Consider the following 17,326-nt stretch of genomic DNA (forward strand, 5'->3'; position numbering starts at 1 on the left):
AATTAAGCTTAAATTAAATTATAGGCCTTACCCTACATTTAACTTCCAGATCATCAGTTATTCTCCTGGCTTTTTCAATGGAGAACCCCTCTATATCTAAAAAACTTACTTCTACCCAAGGTATATATTTTTTTGACTCTTTGATAAAATCTACAACCCCATTAAAAGTATCATCTCCGAAACTAGGCTTACAGAAAGAATTATACCTGTCTTTATCCTCGACATTCAGACTGACAGATATACTATCAATATAGCCTTTGAGTTCGGGTAAGAGATTTCTTTTTGAGATTAAATTACCGCATCCATTAGTAACAATGCGGACTCTATAACCCTTGCTTTTTAAACCCTTGGCTATCTCTTTTAACTCTTTAAACCTAAAGAAAGGTTCTCCTATACCGCAAAAAGTAATTTCATCAAATCCTTTCTCTCTTTCTACAGCCTTTAAAACCTCACTCACTTTAGGCTCTTTCCTAAGCCTTAAATTATGCCCCGCAAAATAATCACTACTTAAACCACTGCAAAAATAACACTTATTGCTGCATCTATTTGTAAGGTTTATATAAAGACCGTCTTTATATCTATATAGATACTTGGAAGACATATTAATGCTGCCTATACCAAATATATTCTTAGAATTTAACGCTAAGGAACGCCTAAGGTCCTCTTCTGTAATCGAGTTTTCATTTAAAACAACTTCCAAAGAATCTTTTAAAAATGCAGGCTCATTTCTACTGCCTCTTCTTGTTGAGGGCGCAAGATAAGGAGAATCTGTCTCAAGCAACAGCCTATCCAACGGGGTATGCTTAACAAGTTTTTTTAAATCTCGGCTAAACGTCAAATTAGTAGCATACGATATATAAAAACCTCTCTTTAGACACTGCTTTAAAAAATCAATATCTCCGGAGAAACAATGCATAATAACCTTAGGAGAAAACCTCTTTATATTATCTAGAACCGACAATATGTCCTTGCCGGCTTCCCTATTGTGCACAACAAGCGGGAGATGGTTAAAATTCTGCCACAATCCAAGCAGTTTCTCTAACATTAATATCTGACTCTTAGAAGTTGAACTCTTTCTATAATAATCAAGCCCTATCTCCCCAAAAGCAACAACCTTCTTCTTCCTAAGCAGCTTCTTGAAAATCAACAAATCTCTATCGTGAAAAGATTTTGTATTATGTGGATGAGACCCTACGGCAGCATAAATATTCTTAAACTTTCTTGCAATAGAGAGGGATTTGAGAGAGGTCTCTAAATCAATTCCTAATACAACCATATACTCAACACTATCTGCTCTAGCTCTATCTATCACTCTTTTTAAATCGAATTTGAACTCTGGGTGCCAGAGATGGGAATGAGTATCGACAAGATACATCTTATTGATCTTCTACCTCTATCCTGGGAAATAAAGGTTCTCCTTTTTCAACAACCTGATTAAAAGGAACCTTGCCCCATGATGATATTTCAGAATAATCATGCTCTTTGACCTTATCCTTATACCCGAAATAAGACCATGCTTTCTGAGTAGATTCCGGAATAAAAGGAGTAAGTGCTATTAAAACAATCCTTATTACATCAGATAGAGTATATATAACATAAGCAAGCTCATCGGGATCTTCTTTCTTAAGCTTCCAGGGAGCCTTTACTTCAATATATTTATTTGCTGCACTTATTAATTCCCATATAACTTCTAGAACATTATGATAATTAACCACCTTCATGGACTCTTCAATCTTTTCATAGATTGATGCAATCTTAAAAGAGAAGAATTCATCACAACTATTAACAGCTTTCTTGCTTTCCGGAATAATACCGTCATAGTACTTTACTATCATATTCAAAGTTCTGAAAACAAGGTTTCCAAAGTCATTAGCCAAATCTGAGTTGACCCGTTTTATAAAACTGCTTTCTGAAAAGTTTCCATCCATCCCAAAAGGAACTTCTCTAAGTAAGAAATATCTCAAAGCATCGGTGCTATATCTATCAATCAACTCCCTAGGATCAACCACGTTACCTTTTGATTTAGACATCTTATCAATGCCCTCTTCTCTCTCTATTAACCACCAGCCGTGAGAGAATACCATAGCAGGAAGCTCCAGCCCTAACATATGCAACATTATCGGCCAATAAACGGCATGGTAACGCAAAATATCCTTTGCCATAAACTGTACATCAGCAGGCCAGATGCTCTTAAAACTATCATCTTCTCTTAAAAAACCTGGGGCTGTTATATAGTTAAGCAAAGCTTCAAACCAAACATAGGTAATATAATTATCGTCAAAAGGTAAGGTTATCCCCCAGGAAACCCTCTCTTTAGGGCGGGAGATACATAGGTCTGTTAATGGGTTTTCAAGAAAAGAGATAACTTCATTAAATCGCGATTGAGGTAAGATGAAATCTTTATTGTCTTCCAGGTAACCTCTAAGCCAATCTCTATACTCTGACACTTTTAAAAAATAGTTTTTCTCGGTTATAAACTCTAGTTCTCTTCCGCAATCAGGGCAAATCTTGTTCTCAACCTGAGACTCTATCCAAAAAGTCTCACAGGGCATACAATACCAACCCTCATAGTTTGATTCGTAGATATACCCTTCCTTATAAAGAAAACTGAGAATATTCTTAACCGTCTCTTCATGGCGAAACTCTGTTGTTCGAATAAAATCATCGTAAGATATATTTAAAATATCCCAGAGGCCGATAAACTTACTTACTATTGAGTCGCAGAAAACTTTAACATCATCCTCGCCTGACTCTCCAGCTGCTTTCTCAATCTTCTGACCATGCTCATCAGTGCCAGTTAAAAAATATACACTCTCTCCCCTCATCCTCATATAACGAGCTAAAACATCTGCTGCTACATTAGTATAGGCGTGGCCAATATGAGGCTCTCCATTTATATAATAAATCGGAGTAGTTATACAAAACTTCTTATTCTTCATTTTTAGAAACAGAATTGTTATCTCTAAAATTTATCTTCTTAATCCTTCCATCTTCACATTCAACTTTGACAAATCCTGTAAGATAGTTTAAATCTACTACTTTGGCCTTGCCATCTTCTAAATCTATCTTCTGCCCTATCTTAGGCATTGTCTTGAGCGCCTGATCGTAGAACTTTTTCTCAAAACTTAAACAACACATCAACCTGCCGCAGACACCGGATATCTTACTCGGATTCATAGGAAGGTTTTGCTCTTTAGCAAACTTAACAGTGACAGGAGAGAACGTCTTTAAAAATGAAGCACAGCATAGCTCTCTGCCGCAAACACCGTAACCGCCCAAGATCTTAGCTTCATCTCTAACACCTATCTGCCTAAGCTCTATGCGGGTCTTAAATATTTTGGCCAGATCACGCACAAGGGAACGAAAATCTATCCTCTCTTCAGCCGTAAAATAGAAGGTTACTTTTGTCCTGTCAAATGCATATTCTGCCCCAACAAGCTTCATCTCCAGCTTATGCTGACGTAATTTTCTTTCAAATACCCTGACAGCACTTCTGGATTTTCTCTCATTTCTTTTGATTTGTAGAAAATCTTCTTTAGTTGCCTTTCTTATAATCTTATAAGTTCCTTTTGTATCTTTATCGCTGCCCATCTCATGGGGCTCAGAGATAATCTCACCATAATCATAACCTCTCTCTACCTGAAGAATAACAGTATCTCCTGCTAGTAGAGATAGATCTTCATAAAAACAATTTATTGCATTGCCTGCCTCTCTTAAACGTACATTAACTGTGTATTTCACTTTTAAGTTCAACCTCCTTATATAAACTTCTAGCTACTTTATAGATAAAATCCGGATTTACGTTTGAATCTAACGCACTGTAAAGATACTCCAATTTATCGATTTTTTCAATTAAATCTTTGGACTCAATACCTATAGCCTTCTCCCTACTGTTTAAACTCAGAAAAACTGACAGAGAATCAACACCATTGACTATACATAGAATATCTCTAATATAAAGAATTAAAATTCTAATCTTATCTTTCAGCTTCTTCCTCTGCTGATGCAAGAGACTCTTATCTCCCCTCTCCTTAAACCGTAAAGGACGAAAAGACTCTTTTAAAGTTGCCTCAATGCAAGTTAAATCTATACCATTTAAGTCAAAATCTAATCCGCCTCCAGAAAGAACCGACATTCTTGCTGACTCCTCTATGGTCAAATTGAGCTTATCTCTCACAGTCTCTTTGCTAAGAGGCTTAAATTTCAACTCTTTACAGCGGGATTTTACAGTAGGAATTAGAGAATCCGGCCTTGAGCTAACTAAGATAATAACAGAATCTAAAGGAGGCTCTTCAAGGCTTTTAAGAAATGCATTGGCTGACTCAATATTCATCTTCTCAGCCTGATCTATTATAAAAAACTTTCTCCTGGCATTTGCTGGAGAGAGATTTAAGAATCTCTGCAGCTCTCTTATCATATCAATAGTTATTTCATCGGATTTCTCTGCTGGGCGAACAATATAAAGATCGGAGTGAGACTCTCTCTCTATTTGAACACAACTCTGACAAACAGAACAACTATCCCCAGAACCTTGTAAACAATTAACAGATTTGGAGAACTCCTTAGCAATAGAGAACTTGCCGACTCCTTTTAATCCTGAAAATATAAAACTACCCGACACTTGATCTAACTCTATATAAGACCTAAGTATAGAGATTATCCTATCTTGATCTAAAAATTTATCCCAAGCCATTTATTTATTATACTCTAAATAACCTCAGGATTGGAGCTTTAAATGGCTAAAACGCCATTGCTATACCCATTGAAGCCCATCTCCCGGGCAACTGAATACCTTCTACATCAAACTGCGAAGCATTGGTTAAATTCATAAACTTTAGATAGAGATCTACGAAATTACCTTTTAAAACAATCTCTTTAGATAAAACCAGATCTAAATTAAAAAATCCGCTATTTTTAACTCTCTCCTGATAGCTTAAATCTAAATTAATATCAAGATAGTCTGTTTTTATTTTTTGGGCAGCACTGAAGCTATATTGGAGATGATTAGCGATATATTTACTATAAGATGCATTGCTCTTATGTTCCGCATTAAACAGAGCATATGAGAATTCAAAATCACCATAAGAGAGCCAGCCTTCTACTCCATCCGTTCTAGCATAAGAGACGTTCTGAGCCCTCCATACATCAGAAGCAGAGCTCCTGGCCCAATCAATTAGATTGTAATCAAAACGCCGAAAAATCGAAGCCCCGTAAGATAAGATGCCTTTCTTTGCAAAACCTAGCTCTATACTAAAAGAGTCTTCAACTGATAAACTAGGATTGCCGAGGTTGGCCGGACTAGAGTAGTAAAGTTCTGTAAAACTCGGAACTCGATACGCTCTCTGAAAAGACGAAAAGATACTCTTCTCTTCTGTTAATCTATATTCAAGATAGAGCCCCGGACTTATCTCAATATCAAGATCGCTATAGCTATCCACTCTAAGGCTTATTAAAGAACTTAATCTATCCGATAATTCTTTAGATACCGCTGTAGACAAAGAGAGTAGAGATCTTGAATGTGTGCCCATATTTATGCTATCAATCTCCTCCTCCCTAGCTTCCAGAGAGAGATCTATCCCGGAATCAAGCATTGTAAACCTAAAGGGCAACTTAATCCCTCTAATATAATTAGTGCTAACGTTTTTAAACAAATCAGGGTCACTCCTATCAAGAATAAATTTATCCCAATGACGACGAAAATATAAAGTCGGCGAGAAAGCAAAATTATTCCAAATAAAATCAAAATTAACCATATAAAGGTTTGTATCTATATTCTCCTCTTCCCTGGGATAGCTAGATGAATAAAAAGAGCTGGCGCCAAACTCTTTACTGTTATGGGCAATAACAACTCTGGGTGATCCAGGCATTTCATTAAAAATTAACTTAGAGAATATGTTGAATAAACTAAAATCCGTCTCTTCTCTATAAGAGGCAGCGGAACTTTGCTGAATACCTAGATGGTAGTTCAAAGGTTCACTGACCCTATCTAAGGCAATATTAAAAATACGCATCTGTTTCTCTCCAAAAACACTGCTCACTCTTAGGTTATTCTCTTCTGGATTAACAGTCTCAATATCAAGTACCCCGCCTATAGCATGAGAGCCATAGAGAGAAGAATTTAACCCTTTTAGCACTTTTATGCTCTGCCAATCATAATTAGAGAACGGTAGATCCATGCTATAATGAGATGTCTGAGGATCGCTTAAGCTTATTCCGTCAACAACAACAAGATTCTGCTCAAAACTGCTAGCCCTGATATTTAACTCTGATTGCATAGCAAATAAACCGCGTTGTTGTATATCAATATTAGATTTACTCTCAATAAGATCATCGATGGAGCTATAAAGAAGCCCCTTCTCTTCTTCAGCAACCAATCTGCTGCTCGATAAAGAGAGTCCTGTAAAAGAAGAAGGATCGTCTCTAAGCGCTATAGGAGACAATTCAATTATCTCAGAAGCATCTATAGCTCTGATGGCAGCTAACAAAAGAAGAGCTAAATTTACTTTTTTAGATAAGAGAGAATACATATAACAAATATTGAGGTTAAATATGAACAAGCTACTCCAGCTTTAAAGCCCGAAAAAGCAGATACTGCCCCAATAGAGCCTGAGACCAGCATGCCTATAAAAACAGCTCTATTTTTTATTTTCAATCTATCTTTAAAGGGGATCAATAAGAAAGGAATAAAAACACCTGATATATAAATTGAATAGGAAGCCTTAAGAAGACTGATGATATTTTCAAAATAAAAGCTTAAAATAAATGCCAGCAATGCTACTAGGAATATAACAATCCTGGTATAAAGAACATTTTTATCCTCAGGTAGGCTCAAAATGTCATGTGTAAACATAGTAGCTGATGTCATAAGGCAGCTATCCGCTGAAGAAAGAATAGCAGAGACTAGGGCTATTAAAAAAACATAGAACAACGCGCTATGATTAAATAAAATATCAAAGAAAAGATTCAAGATACTAGGTGCATCAGAAACTCCAAAAACATTGCGAAGCATTAAAGCAGGAGATACTATCAATATAGATATAGGTAAAAGCGCCAATGCTGCCATCTTAAGAGATTTTTTTATAATATTTTTATCCTTAGAACAAAAAACTCTAGAATGTACATCAGGGCCTATAAAATAGACTGGGACCAATATAAGAGCAAGATAGATTAAATCCCTAACAGAGAAATTGCTATTTAGAGGAAATTTTAAATAACCACAACTCTTATTTAAACAACTAAAATCAAGTTGCTTAATAAAAATATAATTAACAGCCAAAAATCCTAAAATCAACAATAGAAACTGAACTCTATCAGTGATAATTACTGCTCTCTGCCCGCCAATTATTGTATATACAGCCAAGAATAGTGTTACCAAAAAAACTACCATCAGAGAGGAAAGCTCAGGAATAAATATCTCTATTATTTTTTTAAGCGCAAGTAACTGGGCAGCTATGATTCCAATCCATGCTAGGAATATAACCCAACTTGCAATCCTTCTTACGCCTAAACCATATTTTTTACCTAAAAATTCAGCTATAGTATAATTATCACTTTTTAAGAAAAAGCTAGAATAAACTAATGATAGTAAGAATAGACCTAGAGAACCAAATATAAGCCATAGAATAGCTGGCGCGCCAACGGAATAGGCGAATCCCATTAAACCTATAGTCGAAGAGGCACCTACGATAGTGGCCAAAAGTGAGAAGGTTAGCTGAGTTACGCTAATATTCCTTCCGGCTAAATAAAAATCTCTATTTTTCATAAAACACGAAAGATAAAACAATGGACAATAAAACTGATGTTAACTATTATAAAAATTAAGTAAACAAAGTCAACAAATAAATCTGTTTATTTAAATACTATGGTTTGAAAAATAAGAAAAATCAATCAGAGAAAATAGAGAGCAGCATCTTCAACTGCTTCTTCTTATCTGCATCTTCAATGTAGATCGCTAAAGCAGTACCTAGCTCAATTCTTATGCTCTGCTTAGCCTGACTTGTATTCATAAGAATATTTATAGTGTGCTGATAAATTATACTCAATATATCTTGATTAAAATATTTCATATTTACAGCAAGACAATTAGATGCCCCAAAAAGAATTTCTCCTCTATAATCAAGATTATCTTTCTGGTTTAATCCGTCGAACAAAAGATTAACTGATGTCAATTGCGCTGTTGGTGTTAAGAATCTAATCAGCTTACTTAATTGATCTATCTGAGTTAATAACATGGCTCCTGCGCACCTTAGTCCAACTAGATCTATAATCTCTGGATTTACAGTCCCCATCTCTTTTTCATTAAGACTTGTAACAAAAAAAGACAATATGTCTATACCCTCGTCTACTCTATTAGTAGAGAGATTCTGCGGAGTTACAAATTGTCCAATAAGTCCAGTGAACACGCCGGCTGCAATATACTTTTTATAAAAATAGACTACTATCTCAAGTCTGGTTTCAGTATCCAAATAGGGAAACAACTGAGACAAGCAATACAAGGCTGTCTTTCTTTTGTATACCTCCTTACTGCTTATAGCCAAAGACGTCAAAGACATAACCACCTCTTTTTTTATGCTTTTATCTTCTTCAGCCAACTCATTCATTAAAGATCTTAGCTTCGTTAAGCTGGCTAGTTGATTAGATGAATTTAAAACATCAAAAATAGCAGTTATCTCAATAAGATAGCTATTAGGTGATTTTGTTCTTCTGCAAATAACACCACCTTCATCATCGGCAACGAATATTACAGATAACAATATCACAACAAATAGAACCCTTCTCATTCCCCCTCCCTATGTTAGCCGAGTTTCTCAACTAACTATTATTTAAAAACCTTCAAAAAACTGCTATTCATTGCCCAATCTACTGAGTAATTGTTCCGTTGGAAACTCTCTGAATAACTGTTCCAAATATTCCTCGATTAAAATATAACAATAATCCATTTAAATTTGTGATACCATAAAAATCATTAATACTACTGATTTATCAATTTTTTTTATTTCACCTCTTCTCACACTTTATAAAGCGTATACAATAAATATACCACATATAAACACACTGTCAAATAACAGCATTGTTTTTTAAAAATAAATAAAAAACATCTGTAAACTATTATCATACAGAGATTTAGATATGAAAACTCCGCTTGCTATTATTATACAACATAACATTGCTACATTAATTATTGAAATAACATTGTGTTTTTATACAGCACCTTTCTCCTCTAAGTTTCTTTTTAAGTGGTTTGTTATACTTGTAAATCTGCAATTATCTACATGTTCATAGAACGCTAATATCTTGCTAAAATCTTTAAATTCTTACCTTCTGACCTACATCTATATAAATCATTCAATATAAATGAATAATAAGGGTAGATACTGATTTTTATACCATATAATAAAAACTTTCACTAAGATTGCTAAAAGTAGAAAATATGGTATAAATACAGTAGAGAGCTTAGGATAGATAAATATGAAGATCATTAAAAATTTAATTTTACTTTTAGTAATCGAAATATTTCTAGTAACACAGAACTACCCTGTATTTGCTTCTGTACCTACCTCTTTCGATAAAATCAACGAAATAATCAATGCAACTGAGCAAAAAACAGACTTAGCAATATCCTCCGCTAATATAATCGCAAGAAGAACACGTACGTCGCAAAACTCAGCACAAGAAATCATACGTAATTTCTTTGAAAGTCACGGTATAACGATTGTATCTGAACCTATAACAGGGGCCGTAAGCACCGAGAGCATACTATCCATGCTATCGCTTCTATTAGATTTAAAAGGACCAAATACAGAGAGTCTCCAAGATGAATTGGGTGGCATATTAGATACAATAACGGAACAATCTGGATGTACCCCAGAAGAAGCCTGCAAATCTTTATTAGATTATATTGCACCATTTCTTATACCTCTTACATCAGAAGCAGAAGAAACAGTAGAACAATCTTTGGTGTTTTTATTAGATTATACTACATACTTGTTTGAATTAGGGATGGAACAGAATGCAACCATAGCTGCATTTGAAAATCTTGCTCAGAATATTAATACAACCATGATAGAACTATATAGTTCTTTGATTGCAAAAGCAAGCAATGTGGCAACTGGATTAAATTCCAACCTAGAACTTTACAGATTAAATCCTACTCTAGAACCTTCAGAAATAATAAATCATATTAAACAAATAGCCTTTAGATGCATCGATCTTTATGCTGGCAACACTGTTGAACATGTAGAAGAAAGATTTAATGCAAACGGTGGCATAAAAGTAACAGAGTATAAACTCAGCAATTTCTTGGCAGAGAATAAGTTAACTCCTGAAGATTTTGATGAGAACGGCATTAAAATAGACGGTATAGATGTGAATATGAACATAGATATAGAGAAATTGTGTAAATCCATTGGCATACAGGGTTTAAAAGATTTAGAATTATTGCTTGGCTTTTTGGAATCTTTAACAAAAAATATTGTTAAAAATATAAACATTTATGAACATCACTATGATAATACAGACTCAACAACTAGAATAACAGTTACAGAAACAGAAAAAAGAGTAAATATATATCTAGCAGCTGAGGACTATAGTAACTTCTCCAACGTTAACATAAACATAGGAACCTTAGCTACTCAACTAGTACAATTTAACAGAACCATGAAAGGCATGTCGAAAAGAGCATCTATAAGATTCGATCTCACCGACTATGCTAATAAATACGATGATACCAGTGAGGAAGACATGGACATAGACCTTGAGATTGACTCTCCATGTATTGTAATAGCCTTGGCTTTTACAGGCAGTGGTAACATACACGATTATAGTCTAAGATTGTTTAATAGCGATTCTCGTGGACCTCCAGAGTTTACAGTTTTTGCACAGGCAGCTATGGAAGCTTTCGGTTTTGGTGTTTTACAAGAAGTTCCTTGATCCGCTAGAATAAATAACATTGCTTATACTGCCAGACTTAACGATTAAATGACCGTATCGATCTATTCCCTTAGATTTACCAGATATCTTTTTATTATCCTGAATAATACTAATACTCTTTCCGTAATCCAAAGAATGGCTCTTCCAGATAGACTTAATCTTGCTAAAATCTTTATTCTCAATCAATTCTATAAGACTATTTAACTCACTAATTATTGAAATTAAAATACTCAACCTATCTAACTTATCTTTCTTTAAGATAGAGGAGATTGAAGATAAATTTGATAACTTTGACTTAGAATTGATATCCACCCCTATTCCTAAAATTAGTTTATCAATTAAATCAATCTCTGCAACAAATTCGATCAATACCCCTGCTACTTTCTTATTACCTATTAAAACATCATTAGGCCATTTAACCTTTGCGCCAATCTTAAACAGTCTATTTAAAGCTCTAGCAACAGATAGCACCCCTATAATATTAAATATTGGAAGATAATAATACGGCAACTTAGGCGAGATTGTAAGAGAGAATAAAATATCTTTGTATTTCTGAGATTTCCATTCTTTTCCATTCCTACCCCTTCCTCTCTTCTGCTGCTCCGCAATAATCAAAGAACCTTCTTTAAGTATTCTCTTGGCAGCATTGTTAGTAGAATCAGTCTCATCAAAATAGATAACCTCTTTTACGAAACTATTCTTGGGAAGTCTTAATTGGACTACCTCTGGAAGCAATCTGTTTCCAAAATCAATAAAGCTATAGCCCTTATTAGAGCGGGTCTCTATCTTAACACCGTTGTTTTTCAGATAGTTGATATGCTTCCAGACCGCAATCCTACTTATATTGCAGCTATCTGCAATACTCTGACCTGATACAAAGTCAGATTGACTCAGAATCTTTAAAATTTTAACCCTCTGTTTTATGCCTTTTTTCTGCATACCTTAACACATATTCCACAGATATGTTGACCTACAAAGTTTTTCTTTCTAAACTGATCCAATTTATTATAACAAGATAAGTGATTAAAATCTCCTGGATCTTCAGCTATTGCACTAACAGGGCAAGCTGCAACGCATAGCTTGCAATCTCCGCAGCCAAATTTTAAAGGTTCTTTAAAAGGCAGTTTGATGCTGGTTAAAACAGTAGCAAATCTCAATTGAGAACCAAACTCAGGGTGAACCAAAAGGTTATTTCTGCCTACCCAGCCTAATCCTGCTAGATAGGCTATCTTTCTATGTGATAGATAAGAAGACTGCTTCTTCCAGTCAACAATCTGTGAAGCCGGTATAGCTAGAGCTCTAAAACCATCTTTTTCGATTATTCTAACAGCCTTTAAAGAGAGCTGGTCTAAAAACATATTAACCATCCTATAGTGATGAAAGTACAGTTTCGTAGGATGCTCAATGATTCCATCTAAAACTGAATCAGATAATTTAAAACCAAAACTGATAGCATAATCCAAACCCTCTAACTCTTTTTGGCTTAAATCAAATGCAGGCTTTATCTCTTTAATGGGAGCTGTTCCAAAGACAGCTGCTCCTTCTCCTAAGACAAACTCTTCTAATTTACTAGCTAACTCTTTTTCTTTCATAATTTATTTCTCTTTAAATAGATCATAATATGGGCGATTGCCGCTGGTGTAATACCCGAAATACGCGATGCCTGCCCTAAATTAAAGGGTTTAAGATTATTCAACTTCTCTCTAACCTCTAACGACAACTCAGACATATTATTATAATCTAAATCAAATGAAAGCTTTATATTTTCAATCTTCCTGAAATCCTCAACCTGTTTAAACTGCCTCTTAATATAGCCTTCATATTTTAGCTCTATCTCTATTTGATTTAAAACATTATCACAAAATTCAACAATCTTATCATCTAACAACTTAAGGTGACTAAATTTAACTTCAGACCTTTTAAGTAAACTTGTAAAGCTTAAGGATTGAATTGAATCAGGCTGATCTAATTCAGGCAACATCTCTTTTAATGTCTGAGGTTTTATTTTATGATTATTTAAATAGCTCCGCGCTTTTATTATCTTATCTCTAAAATCTAAGACATCTCCATACCTATCCTCAGTAATCAAGCCTAATTTATAACCAAATTCACTTAACCTTAAAACAGCATTATCTTCTCTTAATAATAACCTGAATTCAACCCGGGAAGTCATCATTCTAAAGGGTTCATTTGTACCCTTAGTAACAAGCTCATCGATTAAAACCCCGATATAGGCCTGAGATCTATCTAGAACAAAATCAGTCCCGCCTTTAACCTTTAAAGCCGCATTTACTCCTGCCATAAGCCCTTGAGCCGCCGCTTCTTCATAACCAGTAGTTCCATTAATCTGCCCAGCAAGGTAAAGATTTTTAATCAGCTTTGTCTCTAATGTTGGATACAGCTGAGTCGGATCTATGTAATCATGTTCTATCCCGTATGCCGGCTTCGCAAACTCAGCCCTTTCTAAGCCTGGAATAGTTCTTACCATTTTAATCTGCAGATCTAGCGGTAAAGAATTTGAGATTCCGTTAGGATAGTACTCATCCGTCTGAAGACCTTCAGGCTCCAAGAAGACCCGATGGCGCTCGTGATGCGGGAACTTGACTACCTTATCTTCAATAGATGGGCAATACCTCACCCCTGTTGCTTGAATGCGGCCTGAATAGAGGGGAGACCTATCTAGATTATCCCTAATTATCTTATGAGTTGCCTCATTTGTATAAGTCAAAAAACAGTCAGCCTGTTCTAATTCTTTATTTTTAGTCCAGAATGAAAAAAATGGCACCGGGTAATCACCATGCTGAGCTTGCATTTTAGAAAAATCTATTGAATCTTTGTAGATTCTTGCAGGTGTACCGGTCTTAAATCTTCCTATTTTAAAACCCAGTTCTTTGAGATTGTTAGAGAGCTCTGAGCTTGCCTCCTCACCCATCCTCCCCGAAAAATAATTATCCGATCCTATATGTATTAAACCATTTAAAAACGTTCCTGGAGTTAGAATCACAATTCTAGCCCTAAACTCAACAAGGCCTTCCGTTAGAACGCCTTTAACGCTCTTATCTTTTACTATAAGACTCACTGCTTTAGCTTCTCTTATATCTAAATTATCCTGATCTTCAAGCACTCTTCTCATGTAGAGGCTGTACTTCTCTTTATCTGCTTGAGCTCGAGAAGATTGAACTGCTGCACCTTTTGAAGAGTTTAAAATCCTAAACTGTATTCCAGCTTCATCTATGGCTCTTGCCATCTCACCGCCAAGGGCGTCAATCTCTTTGACAAGCTGCCCTTTGCCTACCCCTCCTATTGCAGGATTGCAAGACATCTGGGCAATATTTACTATACTCATAGTTAAAAGAAGTGTATTAGAACCCATGCGAGCAGATGCTAGCGCAGCCTCAATACCTGCATGGCCAGCGCCAACAACAATAGTATCATAGGACTTTTGATGAGTTAACATAGTGAATAATATAATAGATTGAGGTAATATTTTCTATTAAATAATGGAAAATAAACTAAAGTGCTACTATAGATATAGAATTTTCGTCTGCCTCTTTGATCGAATCAGAGACATCAAAAAACAAGGTCTTATCAGCCTCAACAGCAAGAATAGATGCTTTAAGCTCTTTTAACAACTTTATAGTATCAAGCCCAACAACAGGAAGCTCAAATCTCATATCTTGATTAGGCCGTGCCACTTTTACAACAACAAAGCCCTCTCCTCCTAGCTTAGCCCCTCTTTTAATGGCCTCATTGGTTCCTTCAACAGCCTCTATTGCCAAAGCTACTCTATCTTTAACAATAACGGTTAAACCGACATCAAAAGAAGATACTGTTTTTGCTAAATCCCATCCAAAACGAATATCTTCCCATTCTTTATCTGTCGGAGACTTCTGCGTCAAACAACCCTTTTTAACAACATAGTCATCTAAGAAAGTCCGGGCATCTAATAGATCGATGCCGACTTTCTTCAATTCCCCAGCTAAAATATCAAGTAGATTCATATCTGATTTATTAGCAAAACCTTTCATCATGGCAAAAACTCGAGGACCAAGTTTTAAGTGCTTTAATAGATCCTCCTTTTTGACATTGCCTGCCATAATAGCAGATGAGATTTCATGTTTTTTGAAAAAATCTACTAAGGGCTGGAACTGACCAAGCTCTATCCAGATTAATTCCTCTACCTCTCTCTCAAGCTCAGACAATGTTAAACCCTTAATAGCAACAGCATAAACTTGAACTCCCTTCAGCTTGGCCTGTTTAGCCGCTAAGAGAGGATATCCCGTGCCTCCTGCTATAAGACCAATTCTTTCTATCTGCATATACCTCTTTTTGATTTAGCCATAAAATTAAGCAGAGAATCTATCTCTTTGTTTTTATACTCTTTAGAAACAATCTCCATAGCATTCGACAGGGGGTGCTTAGATAGAAATAGAACTTTAAAAGCCTTTTTTAAAATCATCCGATCCTCAGCGCTGTACCCTGCCCTTTTAAGACCTTCAAGATTTAAACCTCTGACTTTAGCAGGATGACCGTCACACATAGAGAAAGGCGGTATATCTTGAGTAACCTTAGAACCTCCCCCTATGATTGCTAATCTTCCCACTTTGACAAACTGATGTATTGCAGCAAGACCACCCAATATTGCGCCGTCTTCTATCTCAACATGTCCCGCTAGAGTCCCGACATTAGCTATAATAACATTGTTTCCTACTATGCAATCATGTGCAATATGTGCATAAGCCATAATTAGATTATTATTGCCTATCTCAGTCCTGCCTCCTTCGCCAGTCCCAGGGTTCATAGTTGTAAACTCTCTTATTTTATTTCCATCTCCAATGATGAGGTAACTCTTCTCACCCTTGTATTTTAAATCCTGAGGAATGCTTCCTAAGACAGCATTAGAGAAGATGCTATTATTTTTCCCAATCTTTGTATAGCCTGAAATAGTGCAAAAAGATGCTATCTTTGTACCTGACGCTATCTCAACGTCACCACCGATAACGGTATAAGGACCTATCTCAACATCAGAAGCTATTTTTGATCCGCTATTGATAATTACGGTGGGATGAATCATTTTTACTATTTTTCAATTAAAGCAAAGAGTAGCGATGCTTCGGCTACGACCTTGCCGTCAACCAGCGCTCTTGTATGCATCTCACCAGTCTTTGTCCTTAATCGACCAACTTCGGCTTCGAGATACAATTGGTCTCCAGGAAGAACTGGCTTTCTAAATCTGACCTTATCAACACCCATAAAGAAAGCGAGTTTTCCTCTATGCTGCTTCTGGATTAACATTAATATGCCTGAAACCTGAGCCATTGCCTCAACTATTAATACCCCCGGCATAACCGGCCGCCCCGGGAAATGACCTTTAAAGAAATACTCGTCTAAAGCTAATTTTTTAATCCCTACAGCGCGCTTGCCATCTTCCATCTCTATAATGCTATCTACAAAAAGAAAAGGATCTCTATGAGGAAGTATCTGTTTGATCTCTTCCACTCCTAAGGGCAGCTCAAACTCTTCTAATCCACCTCTATGTATCCCGGCCTGCTGAAACCTTTTGGTCTGCTGCTCTATTCTTCTAACCATCCTTATATTCAAAGGATGACCGCTCTTTATCCCTACTATATTAGCCTCCAACTTACAACCTATAAGATAAAGATCCCCTATTAAATCTAAAACTTTATGCCTTGCAGGCTCATCGTCTATTCTATATTGATTTTCTATAACACCTGAATCAGTTATAACTAGCGTATTATTATAATTAGCACCCTTACCTAAACCCATCTTGGTTAATTTTTCAGCCTCTTCCTCTAAGCAGAATGTTCTACTAGGAGCAATTTCATCTTTAAATGTCGCCTCATCTAAAACATGTCTTATATATTGAGCCCTAAGCTGAGGATGATCATAATTCAAAAGATAAGAAATATTTAAATTATTACTAGGGAAAGCCATTAGAGAGGCTTCTCCATCTTCAACTAAGATAGGTTCTTTAAGCTGATAAGTCTTTCTTGCTGCATCTTGTTCAACTATGCCTGCATTTTTTATCTTTTCAATAAAAGGCAGAGCGCTTCCATCTAAACCTGGGACCTCAGCGCCGTCTATCTCAATCAAAACATTGTCTATCTTACAGGCCGCCAAAGAAGCCATGAGGTGTTCTATTGTATGGATCTCTATATTATCAATACCAATAGATGTACGTCTAAGACTTAAAGTCAACTCTAGAACATAGGAGATGTGAGCAGGTATCGGAGGAGAGCCTTCTATATCTACTCTTCTAAAAATTATTCCGCTATCAGCATCTCCGGGCTTGATTTTAAGATTAACTTTTTCATTTGTATGAAGACCTACCCCTGAGATCGCTACTTCCTTTGAAATAGTATGCTGATGCTCCACT

Annotated in this window: 14 protein-coding genes; 1 reads left to right on the top strand and 13 read right to left on the bottom strand. The window is 35.8% G+C overall.

The annotated features are described in order from the left end of the window. Positions 1–13: 13 nt before the first annotated feature. The 7 genes from P9X27_05185 to P9X27_05215 all read right to left on the bottom strand — a co-directional run bounded on the left by P9X27_05185 (position 14) and on the right by P9X27_05215 (position 8,780). Positions 14–1,375, bottom strand: coding sequence for a YchF/TatD family DNA exonuclease (locus P9X27_05185; protein ID MDP8253771.1), 1,362 nt, complete (start codon positions 1,373–1,375; stop codon positions 14–16). 1 nt (position 1,376) lies between these two features. After that, positions 1,377–2,939, bottom strand: a complete 1,563-nt coding sequence (metG, locus tag P9X27_05190) for a methionine--tRNA ligase (GenBank protein ID MDP8253772.1) — start codon at positions 2,937–2,939, stop codon at positions 1,377–1,379. Beyond that, positions 2,929–3,741: a stage 0 sporulation family protein gene (locus tag P9X27_05195; protein ID MDP8253773.1), complete on the bottom strand. Its 813-nt coding sequence runs from the start codon at positions 3,739–3,741 to the stop codon at positions 2,929–2,931. The genes metG and P9X27_05195 overlap by 11 nt, the downstream gene beginning before the upstream one ends. Then, positions 3,725–4,693 carry a hypothetical protein gene (locus tag P9X27_05200; protein MDP8253774.1) on the bottom strand — a complete coding sequence of 323 codons (969 nt, stop codon included), beginning with the start codon at positions 4,691–4,693 and terminating at the stop codon, positions 3,725–3,727. Before P9X27_05200 ends, P9X27_05195 begins: the two co-directional genes overlap by 17 nt. A 46-nt stretch (positions 4,694–4,739) precedes the next feature. Continuing rightward, on the bottom strand, positions 4,740–6,527 hold the full coding sequence (locus tag P9X27_05205; GenBank protein MDP8253775.1) for a TonB-dependent receptor: 1,788 nt from the start codon (positions 6,525–6,527) through the stop codon (positions 4,740–4,742). Further along, positions 6,500–7,762: a hypothetical protein gene (locus P9X27_05210; GenBank protein ID MDP8253776.1), complete on the bottom strand. Its 1,263-nt coding sequence runs from the start codon at positions 7,760–7,762 to the stop codon at positions 6,500–6,502. Before P9X27_05210 ends, P9X27_05205 begins: the two co-directional genes overlap by 28 nt. Positions 7,763–7,883: 121 nt before the next feature. Further along, entirely contained in the window at positions 7,884–8,780 is an 897-nt protein-coding gene (locus P9X27_05215; GenBank protein ID MDP8253777.1) for a hypothetical protein, read from the bottom strand. A 688-nt stretch (positions 8,781–9,468) separates the two neighbouring features. Here P9X27_05215 and P9X27_05220 point away from each other — a divergent pair. Next, positions 9,469–10,929 carry a hypothetical protein gene (locus P9X27_05220; protein ID MDP8253778.1) on the top strand — a complete coding sequence of 487 codons (1,461 nt, stop codon included), beginning with the start codon at positions 9,469–9,471 and terminating at the stop codon, positions 10,927–10,929. On the opposite strand, the gene P9X27_05225 is transcribed toward P9X27_05220, so the two are convergent. Genes P9X27_05225 through lpxC form a run of 6 tightly spaced genes read right to left on the bottom strand, consistent with a single transcriptional unit; the run spans position 10,912 to position 17,325 of the window. Next, entirely contained in the window at positions 10,912–11,868 is a 957-nt protein-coding gene (locus tag P9X27_05225) for a biotin--[acetyl-CoA-carboxylase] ligase (protein MDP8253779.1), read from the bottom strand. The genes P9X27_05220 and P9X27_05225 overlap by 18 nt on opposite strands. Further along, the gene (locus P9X27_05230) at positions 11,850–12,521 is read right to left on the bottom strand and encodes a hypothetical protein (protein ID MDP8253780.1); all 672 of its coding nucleotides are present in this window, start codon (positions 12,519–12,521) and stop codon (positions 11,850–11,852) included. The genes P9X27_05225 and P9X27_05230 overlap by 19 nt, the downstream gene beginning before the upstream one ends. Continuing rightward, positions 12,518–14,386: a tRNA uridine-5-carboxymethylaminomethyl(34) synthesis enzyme MnmG gene (mnmG, locus tag P9X27_05235; protein ID MDP8253781.1), complete on the bottom strand. Its 1,869-nt coding sequence runs from the start codon at positions 14,384–14,386 to the stop codon at positions 12,518–12,520. Before mnmG ends, P9X27_05230 begins: the two co-directional genes overlap by 4 nt. Positions 14,387–14,441: 55 nt before the next feature. Further along, positions 14,442–15,248: a UDP-2,3-diacylglucosamine diphosphatase LpxI gene (gene lpxI / locus P9X27_05240; protein MDP8253782.1), complete on the bottom strand. Its 807-nt coding sequence runs from the start codon at positions 15,246–15,248 to the stop codon at positions 14,442–14,444. Beyond that, positions 15,239–16,003, bottom strand: a complete 765-nt coding sequence (gene lpxA / locus P9X27_05245; protein MDP8253783.1) for an acyl-ACP--UDP-N-acetylglucosamine O-acyltransferase — start codon at positions 16,001–16,003, stop codon at positions 15,239–15,241. The genes lpxI and lpxA overlap by 10 nt, the downstream gene beginning before the upstream one ends. A gap of 5 nt (positions 16,004–16,008) precedes the next feature. Then, positions 16,009–17,325 carry a UDP-3-O-acyl-N-acetylglucosamine deacetylase gene (gene lpxC, locus P9X27_05250; protein MDP8253784.1) on the bottom strand — a complete coding sequence of 439 codons (1,317 nt, stop codon included), beginning with the start codon at positions 17,323–17,325 and terminating at the stop codon, positions 16,009–16,011. Position 17,326 lies beyond the last annotated feature (1 nt).

The sequence above is a fragment of the Candidatus Kaelpia aquatica genome (assembly GCA_030765335.1).
In the GTDB taxonomy this organism is placed as follows: Bacteria; Omnitrophota; Gorgyraeia; order Kaelpiales; family Kaelpiaceae; genus Kaelpia; species Kaelpia aquatica.

Coding starts and splice junctions, on each gene's coding strand:
- P9X27_05215 (MDP8253777.1), bottom strand. CDS start 8,780: ATGAGAAGGGTTCTATTTGTTGTGATATTGTTATCTGTAATATTCGTT.
- mnmG (MDP8253781.1), bottom strand. CDS start 14,386: ATGTTAACTCATCAAAAGTCCTATGATACTATTGTTGTTGGCGCTGGC.
- P9X27_05225 (MDP8253779.1), bottom strand. CDS start 11,868: ATGCAGAAAAAAGGCATAAAACAGAGGGTTAAAATTTTAAAGATTCTG.
- lpxI (MDP8253782.1), bottom strand. CDS start 15,248: ATGCAGATAGAAAGAATTGGTCTTATAGCAGGAGGCACGGGATATCCT.
- P9X27_05200 (MDP8253774.1), bottom strand. CDS start 4,693: ATGGCTTGGGATAAATTTTTAGATCAAGATAGGATAATCTCTATACTT.
- lpxA (MDP8253783.1), bottom strand. CDS start 16,003: ATGATTCATCCCACCGTAATTATCAATAGCGGATCAAAAATAGCTTCT.
- metG (MDP8253772.1), bottom strand. CDS start 2,939: ATGAAGAATAAGAAGTTTTGTATAACTACTCCGATTTATTATATAAAT.
- P9X27_05230 (MDP8253780.1), bottom strand. CDS start 12,521: ATGAAAGAAAAAGAGTTAGCTAGTAAATTAGAAGAGTTTGTCTTAGGA.
- P9X27_05185 (MDP8253771.1), bottom strand. CDS start 1,375: ATGTATCTTGTCGATACTCATTCCCATCTCTGGCACCCAGAGTTCAAA.
- P9X27_05220 (MDP8253778.1), top strand. CDS start 9,469: ATGAAGATCATTAAAAATTTAATTTTACTTTTAGTAATCGAAATATTT.
- P9X27_05205 (MDP8253775.1), bottom strand. CDS start 6,527: ATGTATTCTCTCTTATCTAAAAAAGTAAATTTAGCTCTTCTTTTGTTA.
- P9X27_05210 (MDP8253776.1), bottom strand. CDS start 7,762: ATGAAAAATAGAGATTTTTATTTAGCCGGAAGGAATATTAGCGTAACT.